This is a genomic window from Rhizobium sp. NLR10b (assembly GCF_019685435.1).
Classification (GTDB): domain Bacteria; phylum Pseudomonadota; class Alphaproteobacteria; order Rhizobiales; family Rhizobiaceae; genus Rhizobium.
Genome location: NZ_JABDWV010000018.1, coordinates 70,302 through 85,026, shown reverse-complemented (window position 1 = coordinate 85,026; position 14,725 = coordinate 70,302). Strand labels below are relative to the sequence as shown.

Genomic DNA, 14,725 nt, shown 5'->3' with positions numbered 1-14,725 from the left:
TCAGGCCCGGTGCATCCCCCCAAGGAGCGCCGGGCTCTTTCTTAGCTCCATTTTCGCAAGAGCACCCCGTGACGCAGAAAGGGCGGCATCGCTGCCGCCCTCAATGTTTCAGTCGCAGGCGGGATCGCCCGGACGGCAGACGAAAGGCGAAGCCCTTGGATCCGGACGATTGTGGGTGTCGGCCTTACCACCTCTGAACTGCGGCAGGTCACGGAAATCCGTGTCGGTTTTCCGACGCTCGGGCCGGCGGACTTCCTCTCTGCGATCATCGTCGCGCCAGTCCCGGTTGCGTTCCCGGTAGTCGCGGTCGCGGGAATAATAACCGCGATCGCGGTCACGGTAATAATCGCCGTCGCGGTTGCGGTAATAATCGCCGTCGCGGTTGCGGTAATAATAGTCGGGGCCGCGGCTCCAGCGGTCGCGCTCGCGATAGAAATCGCGATGGCGGTAGTAACGGTCCCAATAATTGCCGACGCTGAAGGTGACCATTGGAATGCCCAGCGGGCGATAATATTCCGGCCCGACATAGACGCGGCGTTGCTGGTAGACTGCCTGCACGTACTGGCCCGAGACCCAGCCGCGGCCGCCATAGAACTCGACGTCACACCAGTTGACGTTGGAAAGGCAGCCGCGAATTTCGACCGATGATCCGGCGGGTATGACGGCGACGGCGGGATACCGGGTGCTCGGACCCGCACGCATATTGACGTTTGCCATCGAGTAACCCTCGGCGGCCTGCGCGATTGCCGGAGCCAGCAACAGCAGCGCGGCCCCGGCTATCTTGACGATCAGGTTTTTCACGCTTCTTACTCCTCGTTGGCGTGTTTTCAGGCAGCACTCGGCTGCGTTTCCTTGGCATATGCCATCTGGAACAAAAGATAGAGCGATCGCCGGCATTTGTTAGGGCGTCATCATTCGCTTGTCTTTCAATGTTTTATAGATTGAGCGCGATGAACGTAGCTTGAACGGGGGGAGATTTGTGCTCTCATGCTCGTCCCGGAAATCGGTTGCGTTCGAAGCGTTAACGCTCTGTTAACCTTGCGGCTGCAATCTGGCGTCAATACCTGCTTGCTCCTTGACCACGGATGAACTGGCACCGAGCCGAGCGGATGACGAAAGGCCGGGCGACCGGCCTTTTGTTTTTGTTTTCCTGGTCCGGCACGCCATTGCCCTTCAGCCGGCCAGTGCCTGAAGGATACGCACCCAGGAGCGGATGCCCTTGTGATAGGAAACAAGCTCGTATTTCTCGTTCGGCGAATGGATGCGGTCGTCGCTGAGACCGAAACCGACGAGCAGTGATTCCATGCCGAGCATCTTCTGGAAATCGCCGACGATCGGGATCGAGCCGCCCATGCCGATGACGATGGCAGGTTTCGGCCATTCGTCGGAAAGCGCCGTCTTCGCCTTGGTCAGAACAGGCGAATCATAGGAGAGACGAATCGCCGGCGAGCCGCCATGCGGATGGAATTCCACCGAGCAGTCGGCCGGAATTTTCGACCTGACATAGCTGCGGAAAGCTTCGCGGATAGCAGCCGGATCCTGGGTACCGACGAGCCGGAACGAAACCTTTGCCGAGGCCTTGGCGGCGATGACCGTCTTGAAGCCTTCGCCGGTATATCCGCCCCAGATGCCGTTGACTTCGGCCGTCGGCCTTGCCCAGGTGAGTTCCAGCACCGACCGGCCCTTTTCGCCGGAGGGAATGGAAAGGCCGACTTCACCGAGGAAGCTCTCGGCCGTCTTGCCGAGCGTCTCCCATGACGCCTTGATGTTGTCGGGCGTTTCCTCGACGCCGTCGTAGAAACCGTCGAGCGTGATGCGGCCCGTCTCGTCATGCAGGCCGGCAAGCGCCTCGACGAGAATATGGATCGGATTGGCCGCAGCACCGCCGAAGAGGCCGGAATGCAGGTCGCGGTCGGCGGCCGTCACGACCACCTCCTCGCCGACGAGGCCGCGCAGTGCCGCGGCGATTGCCGGCGTATCGCGGTCCCACATGCCGGTATCGCAGACAAGCGCATAATCGGCCTTGAGTTCGGAGGCGTTTGCTTCGAGGAAAGGCTTCAAGGACGGTGAGCCCGATTCCTCCTCACCCTCGAACAGAATGGTGATGCGGCAGGGAAGTGCGCCGTTGATCTCCTTATAGGCGCGGCAGGCTTCGACGAAGGTCATCAACTGGCCCTTGTCGTCGGAGGTGCCGCGCCCGGTCAGGATCTTGCGGCCATCGCCGACATCCTTGATCGATGGCTCGAAGGGATCGTTTTCCCAGAGCTCGATCGGGTCGACCGGCTGCACGTCATAATGGCCGTAGAAAAGCACATGCGGCGCGTCGGCGGAAGCGCCGCCATGGTGGGCGACCACCATCGGATGGCCCGGAGTGTCACGCACCGAGGCGGTAAAGCCAAGGCCTTCGAGATAGGCGACCAGCCATTCGGCTGCCTTTCGGCATTCGGCCTTGTAGACGGGATCGGTGGAAATCGACTGGATGCGCAGAAGCTCGAACAGCTTTTCGAGGCTTGAGGAAAGGTTGTGATCCGCGCGCGCAAGCACCTGTTGTAGATCCGCCATTGTCGACTCCTTTTTGAAATTTGGCCGGACGATAGACCAAACGAGGAAGGCAGGCGAGGCGGAAAAGCAAAATGGGCGACGCGAACGCGGCCATATCCGGATCGGGGTGCAAGAAGATTGCCGGTTAATATAGAAGAAGCTTCTAATTCAATTTACAGTTATTTAGTACAACCTAAATAATCTGACTGAATTCAGCTGTTCGGGGGGACGGATGTTTTCGGTCATTACATGTATTCGGGACGATCATGATTGGCGGCTGGTACTTGCGGCCGCCGCGGTTTGTCTGGTCGGCGCGATGGCAGCAATGCTGCCGCTTTCGCGCGCTCAAGAATGCGATGCCGGGCGCCGCAAGCTCTGGATCGGCGCCTCGGCTTTCGCCTTCGGCACCGGCGTATGGGCAACGCACTTCATCGCGATGCTGGCCTATGACGGCGGCATGCCGATCAGCTACCAACTGGGGCTGACGGCGCTTTCCTTCCTCCTGTCGGTTGCCGGTTCGTGGGCGGCGATCGTCGTCGCTTCGGAGAGCCGCGGCAGGTTTTCGCGCATCCGCGGCGGCGTCCTGATGGCGCTCGGCATCGCCTCGATGCACCTGACCGGTATGCAGGCGATCGAGACACAGGCGGTAATCGTCTATGATCCCTACATGACGCTGAGTGCGGTTCTGGCGGGGGCGCTGCTGTCGAGCGCTGCCTTCCACGCCTTCTTCCGGTGGAGGGGCCCGAGGCGGCTCCTCACCTCGTCCGTCACCTTCGTCCTTGCAATCTGCGCTCTCCACTTCATTTCGATGGCAAGCATCACGCTCGTGCCGGATCCCGGCAAAGAGGTTCCGGCGATGGTGCTCGATACCAGTCTGCTGGCGGCGATCGTGGTGGTAGCGGCGACCGCTCTCATTCTGACCGCTATCGCGGTGGTCTTTATCGAAAGCCATCTGACGGATCTGAGAGGGCTCGCCAATGCCTCACAGGAAGGATTGCTGATCCTGCGCGATGGCAGGATCATCGATGCCAATGAACGCTTCCAGGCTCTTTCCGGCTGGAAGCTTGCCGATCTTGCCGGCAAGGCGGCGTCCGCTGCCTTGACCGTCATCCAGGGGCAGAACAGGCCCGGCGAGACCTTGCTCAGCACCAGCAGCGGCAAGGAGATCGCCGTCGAAGTGAATACGAGCCGGATCGTCTATCGCGGTCACAATTGTGACGTGCTGGCGGTGCGCGATCTGACGGAGCGCAGGCAGGCCGAAGAGATGATAGAACATCTCGCCCACCACGATGTTCTGACCGATCTTCCCAACCGGTCGTTGTTCGATACGCGCATCCGCCAGGCGCTGCAGATGGCCGAACGAAAGAGCAGCAAGGTGGCTCTCTTCTACATCGATCTCGATCGGTTCAAGAGCGTCAACGATATTTTCGGCCATGCCGAGGGCGACCGAATTCTCCGCAAGGTCGCCTCGATTCTCCGTCGCGTCGCTGATGAAAGCGATACGATCGCCCGTCTCGGTGGCGATGAATTTGCCATCATCCAGCCCGCCGGACAGCAACCGGCGGCCGCACAGAAGCTCGCAGCCGCGATCCTCGACGAATTCGCCGCCGAGATGGATACGGCGCGCGACCCCACCGCCGTCGGCGTCAGCCTCGGCATCGCCCTTTACCCGGCCGACGGACGTGATGTCGACGAGATCTGCAACAATGCCGATATCGCACTCTATCGGGTCAAACACGGCGGCCGCGGAAAGGCCTGTTTCTTCGATGCGGAAATGGACGAGGCCACGCGAGCCCGCCGCCAAATCGAAAGCGAACTGCGCCACGCCATCACCCGCAATCAGATCCATGTCTGCTATCAGCCGATTTACGGTGCGCTTAGCGGCGAGGTCAGCGGTTATGAGGCCTTGATGCGCTGGAACCGGCCGGGGCACGGCATCAGCGAGCCGGATGTCTTCATTCCAATCGCCGAGGAAAGCGGATCGATCGTCCAGCTCGGCGAATGGGTGCTGCGCGAGGCCTGTACAGAGGCTGCGCGCTGGCCGCATCCGCTGACGATCGCCGTCAATGTCTCGCCGGTGCAGTTCATGCTGCCGAACCTTTGCGAGCGGATCGAGGCAATCCTCGAGGAAACGGGGCTCGCGCCCGACCGGCTGGAAATCGAAATCACCGAAGCCGCTCTCATCCGTGACCGCGATCGGGTGATGGCCACGCTGCAGCGCCTGCGCAGTCTGGGTGTTCACATCGTCATGGACGACTTCGGCACCGGTTTTTCCTCGCTTTCCAACCTGCGAACCTTCCCGTTCGACAAGATCAAGGTCGACCGCAGCTTCACCGGCATGCTGGAACATGACGCTGCGTCACGTTCGATCGTGCGCGCAATCATCGGTCTCGGCCACAGCCTCGGCATGCCTGTCGTAACGGAGGGCGTCGAAACCGAGACGCAGCGCCAGATCGTCGTCGAAGAAGGCTGCGCCCAGGTACAGGGCTTTTTGCTCGGCAAGCCGGATATCGAGCCGAGCATCAAGCTCGCCGCCCGCAAAAGTCTTCTGTCCTCGACGGCCGACTCCGACGCGCTGTCAACACCGTGGCGGCGACCTACGCGTCTTGCCTGCGAGTAGTCCCGGTCAGAGCGCCTTGGCGTTTTCCAGCAGCCTGCGGATATATTCGAGCGTCAGCTCGCGCTCGAATCCGCGAAAGCCGTTGAACAGCGCCAGGTCCGCCTCACGCGCGGTCTCGATCGCCTCAGCCTCCATGGCACGGGCCTTCGGCGTCAGGAAAATCAGCTGCGCCCGCTTGTCGGACGGATGCGGCCGGCGTTCGATCAGCCCGTCGCGGACCATGCGCGAAAGCGTGTTGGCCATGGTCGCCTGCTCGATAGCAACTCGGTCGAGAAGCTGTTTCTGGGTCAGCCCATCCTCGGCCCAGAGTTCCAGCAGGATGGGAAACTGGCCGGGAGAGAAACCGAGCCCTACCGCGCGCTGGTGCAGCGAGCGGGCAAAACCCTTCGCCAGCTGGCTGGCAAGGTAAGCTCCCGAATCCATGCGGTTAAATCCCATGATTGCAAGTTAGGCTCAAAACCGTGCCGGAGACAATGCAGCAAATCGCAGAGGATGCTGCAAAAAATGTAAGCCGGAACTGCGCGGACCTGGAAAATAAAAGTCGCCATGACCTGGAGGTTGGCCATGGCGACTTTAAAATGGGGACAAAGGCCCGGAGAGGGGGATAAGGCCTTTGTCCAAGCCTGATGCGGCGGGGGACAAGCCGGTAATCAGACCCGCGACGCGATCAAGCGCCGGTGACATGGATTTGTGGCTACGAATGTGGTTTTTCAAGGGTCACGGTACGTTACAAATTGGTAACAGTTTGGTGAGCGGAAATCCGTTCCGCTCCTGGTGCACCGAACTTTATATGGACCTGGTTTCCTGCCCGCGCTATCCATGCACGCATGAAAAAAGGCGATCATCTCTTCCTAGTCGACGGTTCCGGCTTCATCTTCCGGGCGTTTCACGCATTGCCGCCGCTGACACGCAAGACCGACGGTCTGCCGGTCGGCGCCGTTTCCGGTTTCTGCAACATGCTGTGGAAGCTCTTGAGGGATGCGCGCAACACCGATGTCGGCGTAACGCCGACCCATCTTGCCGTCATTTTCGACTATTCCGCCAAGACCTTTCGTAAGGATCTCTATGACGCCTACAAGGCGAACCGCTCGGCCCCGCCGGAAGAGCTCATCCCGCAATTCGGCCTGATAAGAGAGGCGACCCGCGCCTTCAACCTGCCCTGCATCGAGACCGAAGGCTTCGAGGCCGACGATATCATCGCCACCTACGCCCGCCAGGCCGAGGCGGCGGGCGCCGATGTCACCATCGTTTCCTCCGACAAGGATCTGATGCAGCTCGTCACCTCAAATGTCCACATGTACGACAGCATGAAGGACAAGCAGATCGGCATTCCCGATGTCGTCGAGAAATGGGGCGTGCCGCCGGAAAAGATGATCGACCTGCAGGCGATGACCGGTGACTCCGTCGACAATGTTCCCGGCATTCCCGGCATCGGCCCGAAAACGGCTGCCCAGCTCCTTGAGGAATATGGCGATCTCGACACGCTGCTCGATCGCGCCACCGAGATCAAGCAGGTCAAACGCCGCGAGACGATCCTTGCCAATATCGAGATGGCGCGGCTTTCGCGCGAACTCGTGCGGCTGCGCACCGACGTGCCGCTTGATCTCGATCTCGACGCGCTGGTGCTGGAACCGCAGAACGGCCCGAAGCTCATCGGCTTCCTGAAGACGATGGAATTCACGTCGCTGACCCGACGCGTCGCCGAAGTCTGCGATTGCGATGCGAGCGCCATCGAACCGGCGGTCGTCCCTATCGAATGGGGTAAGGCGGCCCATGGTCCCGATCTCGATGCGGCCGAGCCGGAGCCCGTTGCCGGCGGCATCCCCGACGTTTCGGGCGAATCGGTGCCCGTGCCGCCGCGCGCGAAGGCAAAGAGCGGTGTCGAAGGCGCTTTTTCGCCGGCGGATCTAGCCAAAGCGCGGGCCGAGGCTTTTGCGGCGCTGCCTTTCGATCATTCGACCTATGAGACGATCCGCGATCTGGCGGCGCTCGACCGATGGATCGCCGATGCGCGCGACACCGGCCTCGTAGCTTTCGATACCGAGACCACGTCGCTGGATGCGATGCAGGCCGAGCTTGTCGGTTTTGCGATGGCGATCGCCGACAATGTCAGCGATCCCACTGGAACGAAGATTCGCGCCGCCTATGTGCCGCTTGCCCACAAGAACGGCGTCGGCGATCTGCTCGGCGGCGGCCTGGCCGACAACCAGATTCCCATGGGTGACGCCTTGCCGCGGCTGAAGGCATTGCTGGAGGACGAATCGGTCCTCAAGATCGCCCAGAACCTGAAATACGACTACCTCTTGATGAAGCGCTACGGCATCGAGACGAAGAGTTTCGACGACACGATGCTGATCTCGTATGTGCTCGACGCCGGCACCGGCGCTCACGGCATGGATCCGCTCTCGGAAAAATTCCTCGGCCATACGCCGATCCCCTACAAGGATGTGGCGGGCAGCGGCAAGGCGAACGTCACCTTCGATCTGGTCGATATCGACCGCGCCACCCATTATGCCGCTGAAGACGCCGACGTGACGCTGCGCCTGTGGCTGGTGTTGAAGCCGCGGCTGGCGGCGACGGGGCTGACCAGCGTCTACGAGCGGCTGGAGCGGCCGCTGCTGCCGGTGCTGGCGCGTATGGAAGCGCGCGGCATCACCGTCGACCGGCAGATCCTGTCGCGGCTGTCAGGCGAACTGGCTCAGGGTGCGGCGCGCCTGGAAGACGAGATCTACCAGCTCGCCGGCGAGCGTTTCAACATCGGTTCGCCGAAGCAGCTGGGCGACATCCTGTTCGGCAAGATGGGACTTGCCGGCGGCAGCAAGACGAAGACCGGACAATGGTCGACCTCCGCCTCGGTGCTCGAGGACCTCGCCGCCGCCGGTTTCGAGCTGCCGCGCAGGATCGTCGACTGGCGCCAGCTCACCAAGCTGAAATCCACCTATACCGACGCGCTTCCGGGCTATGTCCATCCGGAAACCAGGCGGGTCCACACCTCCTATTCGCTGGCTTCGACGACCACGGGGCGCCTGTCCTCGTCCGAACCGAACCTGCAGAACATTCCGGTGCGCACCGCAGAGGGCCGCAGGATCCGCACCGCCTTCATCTCGACGCCGGGTCACAAGCTGATCTCCGCCGACTACAGCCAGATCGAACTGCGGGTGCTCGCCCATGTGGCCGAGATCCCGCAGCTGACCAAGGCCTTCGAGGATGGCGTCGACATTCACGCCATGACGGCCTCGGAAATGTTCGGCGTGCCGGTCGAAGGCATGCCGGGTGAGGTGCGCCGCCGCGCCAAGGCGATCAATTTCGGCATCATCTACGGCATCTCCGCCTTCGGCCTCGCCAACCAGCTTTCGATCGAGCGCTCGGAAGCCGGCGACTACATCAAGAAATATTTCGAGCGCTTCCCCGGCATCCGCGACTATATGGAAAGCCGCAAGGCGATGGCCCGCGACAAGGGTTATGTCGAAACGATCTTCGGCCGCCGCATCAACTATCCCGAAATCCGCTCCTCCAACCCTTCGGTGCGCGCCTTCAACGAACGGGCGGCGATCAACGCGCCGATCCAGGGCTCTGCTGCCGACGTCATCCGCCGGGCGATGATCAAGATGGAGCCGGCGCTGGCCGAAGCCGGTCTTGCCGAGCGTGTGCGCATGCTGCTGCAGGTGCATGACGAGCTGATTTTCGAGGTCGAGGACGAGGACGTCGAAAAGGCGATGCCGGTCATTGTCTCCGTCATGGAAAACGCCACGATGCCGGCGCTCGAAATGCGCGTGCCGCTCAAGGTCGATGCTCGCGCCGCCAGCAATTGGGACGAGGCGCATTAACCGCCTGCCCAAAACGAAAAAGATTTTTCCGCTTCCCCTAACTTATTGAATTCACGACGATGTGCTTTCCTGGTTCGTATCGGAACGATACGGCTGGAAGGAACTTATTAACCTTCCTTTTCTATCCCGGTAGGGTCGTAATTTGTTAGGCATGAGTGAGTAGCGGACGCATGCGTTTTCCCAGAACCAATTTGACGGATGCCGCAGATTTTTCCAGCGGCATTGAAACGGAGCTTCCGGAGGAAAATCCAGGCGAGAGGCCGCCGGCGCCGATCTGGCAGAGCAACTTCTCGCTCGCGCCGAATGTTCGCTTCACCCGCACGCCCGAAACGCTGATCAGCCGCCGCCGCCCGTCGAACGACCCCGTTCGCAGCGAACCGGAAGCGGAACAGCAGGCGATACGGATAGAACCGGTCACGCTAGAGGTGCCCTTCGATATCTACCTGCCGGAGCCCGCTGAAGCTGCCGCAGCACCGGCTCAGGCGACCGAGACGCCGCAGCCGCCGGCCGCCGCGCTGGAGGCTCCTACCCTGCGCGTCGCTTCCGAACTGTCTTCGATTTCCGATTTTGCCTTCTGGGAAGTCATGGCCTTCGAGGAGGGCGAACCGGTGCGCGCGCCCTCGATCATTCTTCCGAAGATCGAGACCGCACCCGAATCAATTACCTCGCTGTTTCGCATCATGGAATGGCGCCCGGGCGCGCCGAAGCCCACTCAGGCAGCGTCCCGACCGGTCCAGCCGCCGGCTGCAGCGCCCGCGCCGATAGCTCCGCGCCCGCCGGCGGCCATTTCCCTGGAAAGGCCCGTCCGTACCCGCGAGGCGGCGACTGCACCGGCGCCGCAGGCCGCGCCCCAGACTGCGCCGATGCCTCAGGTCACGCCGGTGCCTCAGGCCGCCCCAGAGTCTCAGACTGCCCTCGTGCCCCAGGCCGCCCCCGTGTCTCGGCCTACGCCCCCGGTCGCCGCAGTCCTGCCGTCGCCGCGCCTTGCGGCGAGACCTGAAAAGATCGATGCATCGGGTTATGAATTCCCGCCGCGCGCTCTTTTGCAGGAGCCGCCTGAACGTCTCGGCGAGATCATGTCGCAGGAGACGCTGGAGCAGAATGCCGGCCTTCTGGAAAGCGTGCTTGAGGATTTCGGCATCAAGGGAGAGATCATTCATGTCCGCCCCGGCCCCGTCGTCACCCTTTATGAATTCGAACCGGCGCCCGGCGTGAAGTCGTCGCGGGTCATCGGCCTGGCCGATGATATCGCCCGCTCGATGTCGGCGCTGTCGGCTCGCGTCGCCGTCGTTCCCGGCCGCAACGTCATCGGCATCGAGCTGCCGAATGTCACCCGTGAAACAGTTTATTTCCGCGAGATGATCGAGAGCCAGGATTTCGACAAGAGCGGCTATAAGCTGGCGCTCGGACTCGGCAAGACCATCGGCGGTGAGCCTGTGATCGCCGAGCTCGCGAAGATGCCGCACCTGCTCGTCGCCGGCACCACCGGCTCGGGCAAATCGGTCGCCATCAACACGATGATCCTGTCGCTGCTCTACCGCATGACGCCGGAGCAATGCAGACTGATCATGGTCGACCCGAAGATGCTTGAGCTTTCCGTCTATGACGGCATTCCGCATCTGCTGACGCCCGTCGTCACCGATCCGAAGAAGGCGGTCATGGCGCTGAAATGGGCCGTGCGCGAAATGGAGGAGCGTTATCGCAAGATGTCGCGCCTCGGCGTGCGCAACATCGACGGTTACAATGGCCGCGTCTCCCAGGCGCGCGAAAAGGGCGAGACCATCCACATCATGGTCCAGGTCGGCTTCGACCGGCAGACCGGCGCGCCGATCGAGGAAAGTCAAGAGCTGGATCTTGCGCCGATGCCCTATATCGTCGTGATCGTCGACGAAATGGCCGATCTGATGATGGTCGCCGGCAAAGAGATCGAGGGCGCGATCCAGCGTCTGGCGCAGATGGCGCGTGCCGCGGGCATTCATCTGATCATGGCGACCCAGCGCCCGTCGGTCGATGTCATCACCGGCACGATCAAGGCGAATTTCCCGACCCGCATCTCCTTCCAGGTCACCTCGAAGATCGACAGCCGCACCATCCTCGGCGAGCAGGGCGCCGAACAGCTGCTCGGCCAGGGCGACATGCTGCATATGCAGGGCGGCGGACGCATCGCCCGCGTCCACGGTCCCTTCGTCTCCGATGCCGAAGTGGAGAAAGTCGTTGCGCACCTGAAGACGCAGGGGCGCCCCGAATATCTCGACACCGTGACGGCCGACGAGGAGGAAGAGCCGGAAGAGGAAGACGCCGGCGCCGTTTTCGACAAGAGCGCCATGGCTTCGGAGGATGGCAATGAGCTTTACGAGCAGGCCGTCAAGGTCGTCATGCGCGACAAGAAGTGCTCGACCTCCTATATCCAGCGCCGCCTCGGCATCGGTTACAACAGAGCCGCTTCGCTCGTCGAGCGCATGGAGAAGGAAGGTCTCGTCGGCCCGGCAAACCATGTCGGCAAGCGCGAGATCGTTTCCGGACGGAGCGAGGGCGATTGATCGGCATGAGCAGCGCCATCACGGCTCGACGTGAGGCGCTGCACTCCATAGCCCCGGATCATCCCACGATTGTGGAACGGGCGGCGCGTTTGTGCACGACGGCCAGCAGGCCTCCGAGAAAGACCGTTCCGAGGATGAAGAGAAATGCCGCAGCGACGATGGCCGGGCTGATGTTTTCGCGAATCGACGAGAACATCTGGCGCGCGAGCGTCAACTGATTTGGGCCGGCAACAAACAATGTCAGCACGACTTCATCAAGCGAGGTGGCAAAAGCAAGCACCGCGCCCGACAGCACGCCCGGCATGGCGAGCGGCAGCGTCACTTTCCAGAAGACCTTTGCCGGGGAAGCCCCCAGGCTCGTCGCCGCCCGCTCGACACGATAGTCGATACCTTCAAGCGATGCGGTAATGCTGATCAGCACGAAGGGGACGGCGACAACGGTATGCGCTATGATGACGGCCGCAAAGGTATTCGGAAATCCGAGCTTGGCAAATAGGATTTGAAGCCCGACGCCGAGCACGACCGCTGGAACGACCATCGGCAGAAGGAACATTGTCCGCAGCGTTGAGCCGAAGACAATGCGCCTGCGCAGCGCAAGCGAGGCCAGCATGCCGAGCACGGTTGAAAGCAGAGTGGTCCCCGTACCGATCAGCAGGCTGTTGACGATGGACCGGCGCCAGGCGTCCTCGTTTGCGAGTTCCGCAAACCAGCGGGTCGAAAAAGAAGGGATGGGATAGGCCAGGAAACTGCTGGAGGTAAATGCGATCGGAAGGATCGCCAAAAGCGGGGCCAGCAGAAAAATCACCGTTGCCGCGCCGTACAGAGATTTAAGCAAACGAACTATCATGTCATGCACCTGCCGTCTTCGTCGTGAGCCGGCCATAGACGCCATAGAGCACGATGGTCGCGGCAAGCAGCACGATACCGAGCGCGCCGGCCATGCCCCAATTGGCGGAGCCGGTGGCGTAGAAGGCAATCACCGAACTGATCATCTGGTCTTTCGGCCCGCCGATGAGCGCCGGCGTGATGTAATAACCGAGTGCTGCCATGAAAACGAGCAGCCCGCCGGAAGCGATACCGCGCAATGTCAGAGGCAACAGGATATGCAGGAAGGCCCGGATCGGTCTCGCACCGAGGGAGGCTGCCGCCGGCATGAGATTTCGAGGGATTGCGATGAGGACACTGTAGATCGGGAGGACCATGAAGGGCAGCAGAACATGCGTCATGGCGATAATGACACCCGTTCGGTTGAAGAGAAGTGGCAACGCGTCGCTGACGAGGCCGAGCGACAGGAGGGAGGAGTTGATAAGCCCCTTGTCCTGCAGGAGAATGTACCACGCCGCGGTGCGCACCAGCAGCGATGTCCATAGCGGCAGGAGCACCGCGGCAAGGAGAAGCTGTCGCCGCCAGCCACTGGTGGCTGCGACCAGCATCGCATATGGCAGGCCGGTCAGGCATGTCGCCAAGGTCACGACGGCAGCCACACCGAAAGTTCTTAGAAGAATCGCCTGATTGGCCGACTCTCCATCCGGCATCGCCACGATCGCTCCCGATGTGTCGTGCTGAAGATCAACCGCGGCAAGGAGATTGCGATCGGTATAAGGATTGGTCGCTTCGGCGATCGCTCTCCAGAACGCAGCATCGTTCCATCGCGGGTCCACCTCGCCGAGGGTTGCCGCCCCAGCGCCGTCTTTCACCGCGGCGACGGTCTTTCTCATCAGAGTGCGGAAGCCCGGCTGGGCGCTGTTCAGTCTTCTGACCACCTCGCCCAGCTTCTGATCGTCGTCGATCGATTTCAGGTCGTCGACAAGCGCTGTCTGCATGTCGTCGGAGGGTGGGGAAATACGGTTCCAGGTTGAGGCCGCGGCGGTCGTCCGGGGCAGGTTTTGGCTGACGACAGGATCGGACACCGCCTGCTCGAGCACTGTCAGAAGTGGCCACATGAAGAAGACACCCAGGAACAGGGTAAGAGGAAGGACGAGGGCGAGGCTGCCCACGCTTTGACGGAAAGCGCTCATGCCGCAATCACCCAGCAATCGTCCGGTGCGAAATGCGCCACCACTTCGGCGCCGGCTGGCCACTCCACCGATCGCCTGTCGGTCCGAACCACGAAGCGGAAGGCATCGTGGTCAAGCTGTACCCGCAAGTGATCGCCCTGGTATACGCTGTCGAGTATTTTCGTCGGCAAGGCATTCATCGCAGAGCCGGTGCCGCGGGCCATAAGAGAAATCCGCTCGGGGCGGACCGAAATATGGACGCGGCTTCCGACCGAGAGGGAGCCGTTGCCGGATACCATCACATGCCGTCCATCGGCGATCTCGATGGAAGCCCCGGCTGCTCCCGTCGTCTTCACCGTTCCTTCTATCAGATTGGTTTCGCCGATGAATTCGGCGACGACGCGTGTTTGCGGGCGGTCATAGATATCACGCGGCGAACCGATCTGCTCAATGTTCCCATGGTCGAAGACCGCAATGCGATCGGACATGGTAAGCGCCTCGGCCTGATCGTGGGTTACGAACACCACGGTCAGCTCCAGACGTTTGTGGAGTGCGCGGATATCGAGTTGCATCTGTTCCCGCAACTGCTTGTCAAGCGCACCAAGTGGCTCGTCCATCAGCACGACGGCCGGCTCGAACACCAGGGCGCGGGCAAGTGCCACGCGCTGCTGCTGGCCACCGGAGAGCTGGGCCGGCTTGCGGCTGCTCATTGCAGACAGCTGCACCATGTCGAGCGCTCGTTTTACGCGATCCTCGATCTCACTGCGGCCGGTACCGCGCATCTTCAGCGGAAAGGCGATGTTGTCGGCGACCGACATATGCGGAAAGAGTGCATAATTCTGGAAAACGACACCCATTTCGCGCCGATGCGGCGGCAGATGGTCGATACGGCGGCCGTCGAGACAGATGCTGCCGCCGGTTGGGTTTTCGAAACCCGCCGCCATCATCAGCAAGGTTGTCTTGCCGGAACCCGAAGGTCCGAGAAGGCTGACGAATTCGCCTCTCTCGATGTCGAGCGACAGGTCTTTGACGACCTGAAGCGTGCCATAGGATTTGGAGACTCTATCAAAGCGTATGCGCGGCGTAGCCAAGGCGGCCCTCCGTTCGGATTATCGGTGCTCAAGGAGACGAAGTGACGAGGATGTGCGGAAGCCCCCATGGATCCTCGGCACGAGCGATCCGTGGGGGCGATATTGTACC

Annotated in this window: 9 protein-coding genes; 3 read left to right on the top strand and 6 right to left on the bottom strand. The window is 61.6% G+C overall.

Annotated elements, in window-relative coordinates; translation table 11 throughout:
- Positions 1 to 108 precede the first annotated feature (108 nt).
- Together HJB91_RS25990 and HJB91_RS25985 are read right to left on the bottom strand one after the other, a co-directional pair.
- The gene (locus tag HJB91_RS25990; RefSeq protein ID WP_221156101.1) at positions 109 to 801 is read right to left on the bottom strand and encodes an SH3 domain-containing protein; all 693 of its coding nucleotides are present in this window, start codon (positions 799 to 801) and stop codon (positions 109 to 111) included.
- A gap of 372 nt (positions 802 to 1,173) precedes the next feature.
- Positions 1,174 to 2,562, bottom strand: a complete 1,389-nt coding sequence (locus HJB91_RS25985; RefSeq protein WP_210629627.1) for a M20/M25/M40 family metallo-hydrolase — start codon at positions 2,560 to 2,562, stop codon at positions 1,174 to 1,176.
- A gap of 211 nt (positions 2,563 to 2,773) precedes the next feature.
- Here HJB91_RS25985 and HJB91_RS25980 point away from each other — a divergent pair, with 211 nt between their 5' ends.
- Entirely contained in the window at positions 2,774 to 5,161 is a 2,388-nt protein-coding gene (locus HJB91_RS25980) for an EAL domain-containing protein (protein ID WP_221156100.1), read from the top strand.
- Positions 5,162 to 5,167: 6 nt separating this feature from the next.
- Here the strand turns inward: HJB91_RS25980 and HJB91_RS25975 are convergent, their stop codons facing one another.
- On the bottom strand, positions 5,168 to 5,584 hold the full coding sequence (locus HJB91_RS25975) for a MarR family winged helix-turn-helix transcriptional regulator (RefSeq protein ID WP_221156099.1): 417 nt from the start codon (positions 5,582 to 5,584) through the stop codon (positions 5,168 to 5,170).
- A 404-nt stretch (positions 5,585 to 5,988) separates the two neighbouring features.
- Here HJB91_RS25975 and polA point away from each other — a divergent pair, with 404 nt between their 5' ends.
- Positions 5,989 to 8,988, top strand: coding sequence for a DNA polymerase I (gene polA, locus HJB91_RS25970; RefSeq protein WP_221156098.1), 3,000 nt, complete (start codon positions 5,989 to 5,991; stop codon positions 8,986 to 8,988).
- A 170-nt stretch (positions 8,989 to 9,158) separates the two neighbouring features.
- Positions 9,159 to 11,528 carry a DNA translocase FtsK gene (locus HJB91_RS25965; RefSeq protein ID WP_221156097.1) on the top strand — a complete coding sequence of 790 codons (2,370 nt, stop codon included), beginning with the start codon at positions 9,159 to 9,161 and terminating at the stop codon, positions 11,526 to 11,528.
- Positions 11,529 to 11,586: 58 nt separating this feature from the next.
- Here the strand turns inward: HJB91_RS25965 and HJB91_RS25960 are convergent, their stop codons facing one another.
- From HJB91_RS25960 to HJB91_RS25950, 3 genes are read right to left on the bottom strand one after another with little or no spacing between them, the layout of a single operon-like run.
- Complete coding sequence (locus tag HJB91_RS25960; protein WP_210629623.1) at positions 11,587 to 12,375, bottom strand: ABC transporter permease; 789 nt, start codon at positions 12,373 to 12,375, stop codon at positions 11,587 to 11,589.
- 1 nt (position 12,376) lies between these two features.
- Positions 12,377 to 13,546 (bottom strand): ABC transporter permease, encoded by a 1,170-nt coding sequence (locus tag HJB91_RS25955; RefSeq protein ID WP_221156096.1) that lies wholly within the window; start codon positions 13,544 to 13,546, stop codon positions 12,377 to 12,379.
- Positions 13,543 to 14,616, bottom strand: a complete 1,074-nt coding sequence (locus tag HJB91_RS25950; protein WP_210629621.1) for an ABC transporter ATP-binding protein — start codon at positions 14,614 to 14,616, stop codon at positions 13,543 to 13,545. The genes HJB91_RS25955 and HJB91_RS25950 overlap by 4 nt, the downstream gene beginning before the upstream one ends.
- Between the last annotated feature and the right edge of the window lie 109 nt (positions 14,617 to 14,725).

What these genes read in the sequence shown, in the direction of transcription:
- HJB91_RS25985 (WP_210629627.1), bottom strand. Translation starts at nt 2,562, where the DNA reads ATGGCGGATCTACAACAGGTGCTTGCGCGCGCGGATCACAACCTTTCC.
- HJB91_RS25980 (WP_221156100.1), top strand. Translation starts at nt 2,774, where the DNA reads ATGTTTTCGGTCATTACATGTATTCGGGACGATCATGATTGGCGGCTG.
- HJB91_RS25975 (WP_221156099.1), bottom strand. Translation starts at nt 5,584, where the DNA reads ATGGATTCGGGAGCTTACCTTGCCAGCCAGCTGGCGAAGGGTTTTGCC.
- polA (WP_221156098.1), top strand. Translation starts at nt 5,989, where the DNA reads ATGAAAAAAGGCGATCATCTCTTCCTAGTCGACGGTTCCGGCTTCATC.
- HJB91_RS25965 (WP_221156097.1), top strand. Translation starts at nt 9,159, where the DNA reads ATGCGTTTTCCCAGAACCAATTTGACGGATGCCGCAGATTTTTCCAGC.
- HJB91_RS25960 (WP_210629623.1), bottom strand. Translation starts at nt 12,375, where the DNA reads ATGATAGTTCGTTTGCTTAAATCTCTGTACGGCGCGGCAACGGTGATT.
- HJB91_RS25955 (WP_221156096.1), bottom strand. Translation starts at nt 13,546, where the DNA reads ATGAGCGCTTTCCGTCAAAGCGTGGGCAGCCTCGCCCTCGTCCTTCCT.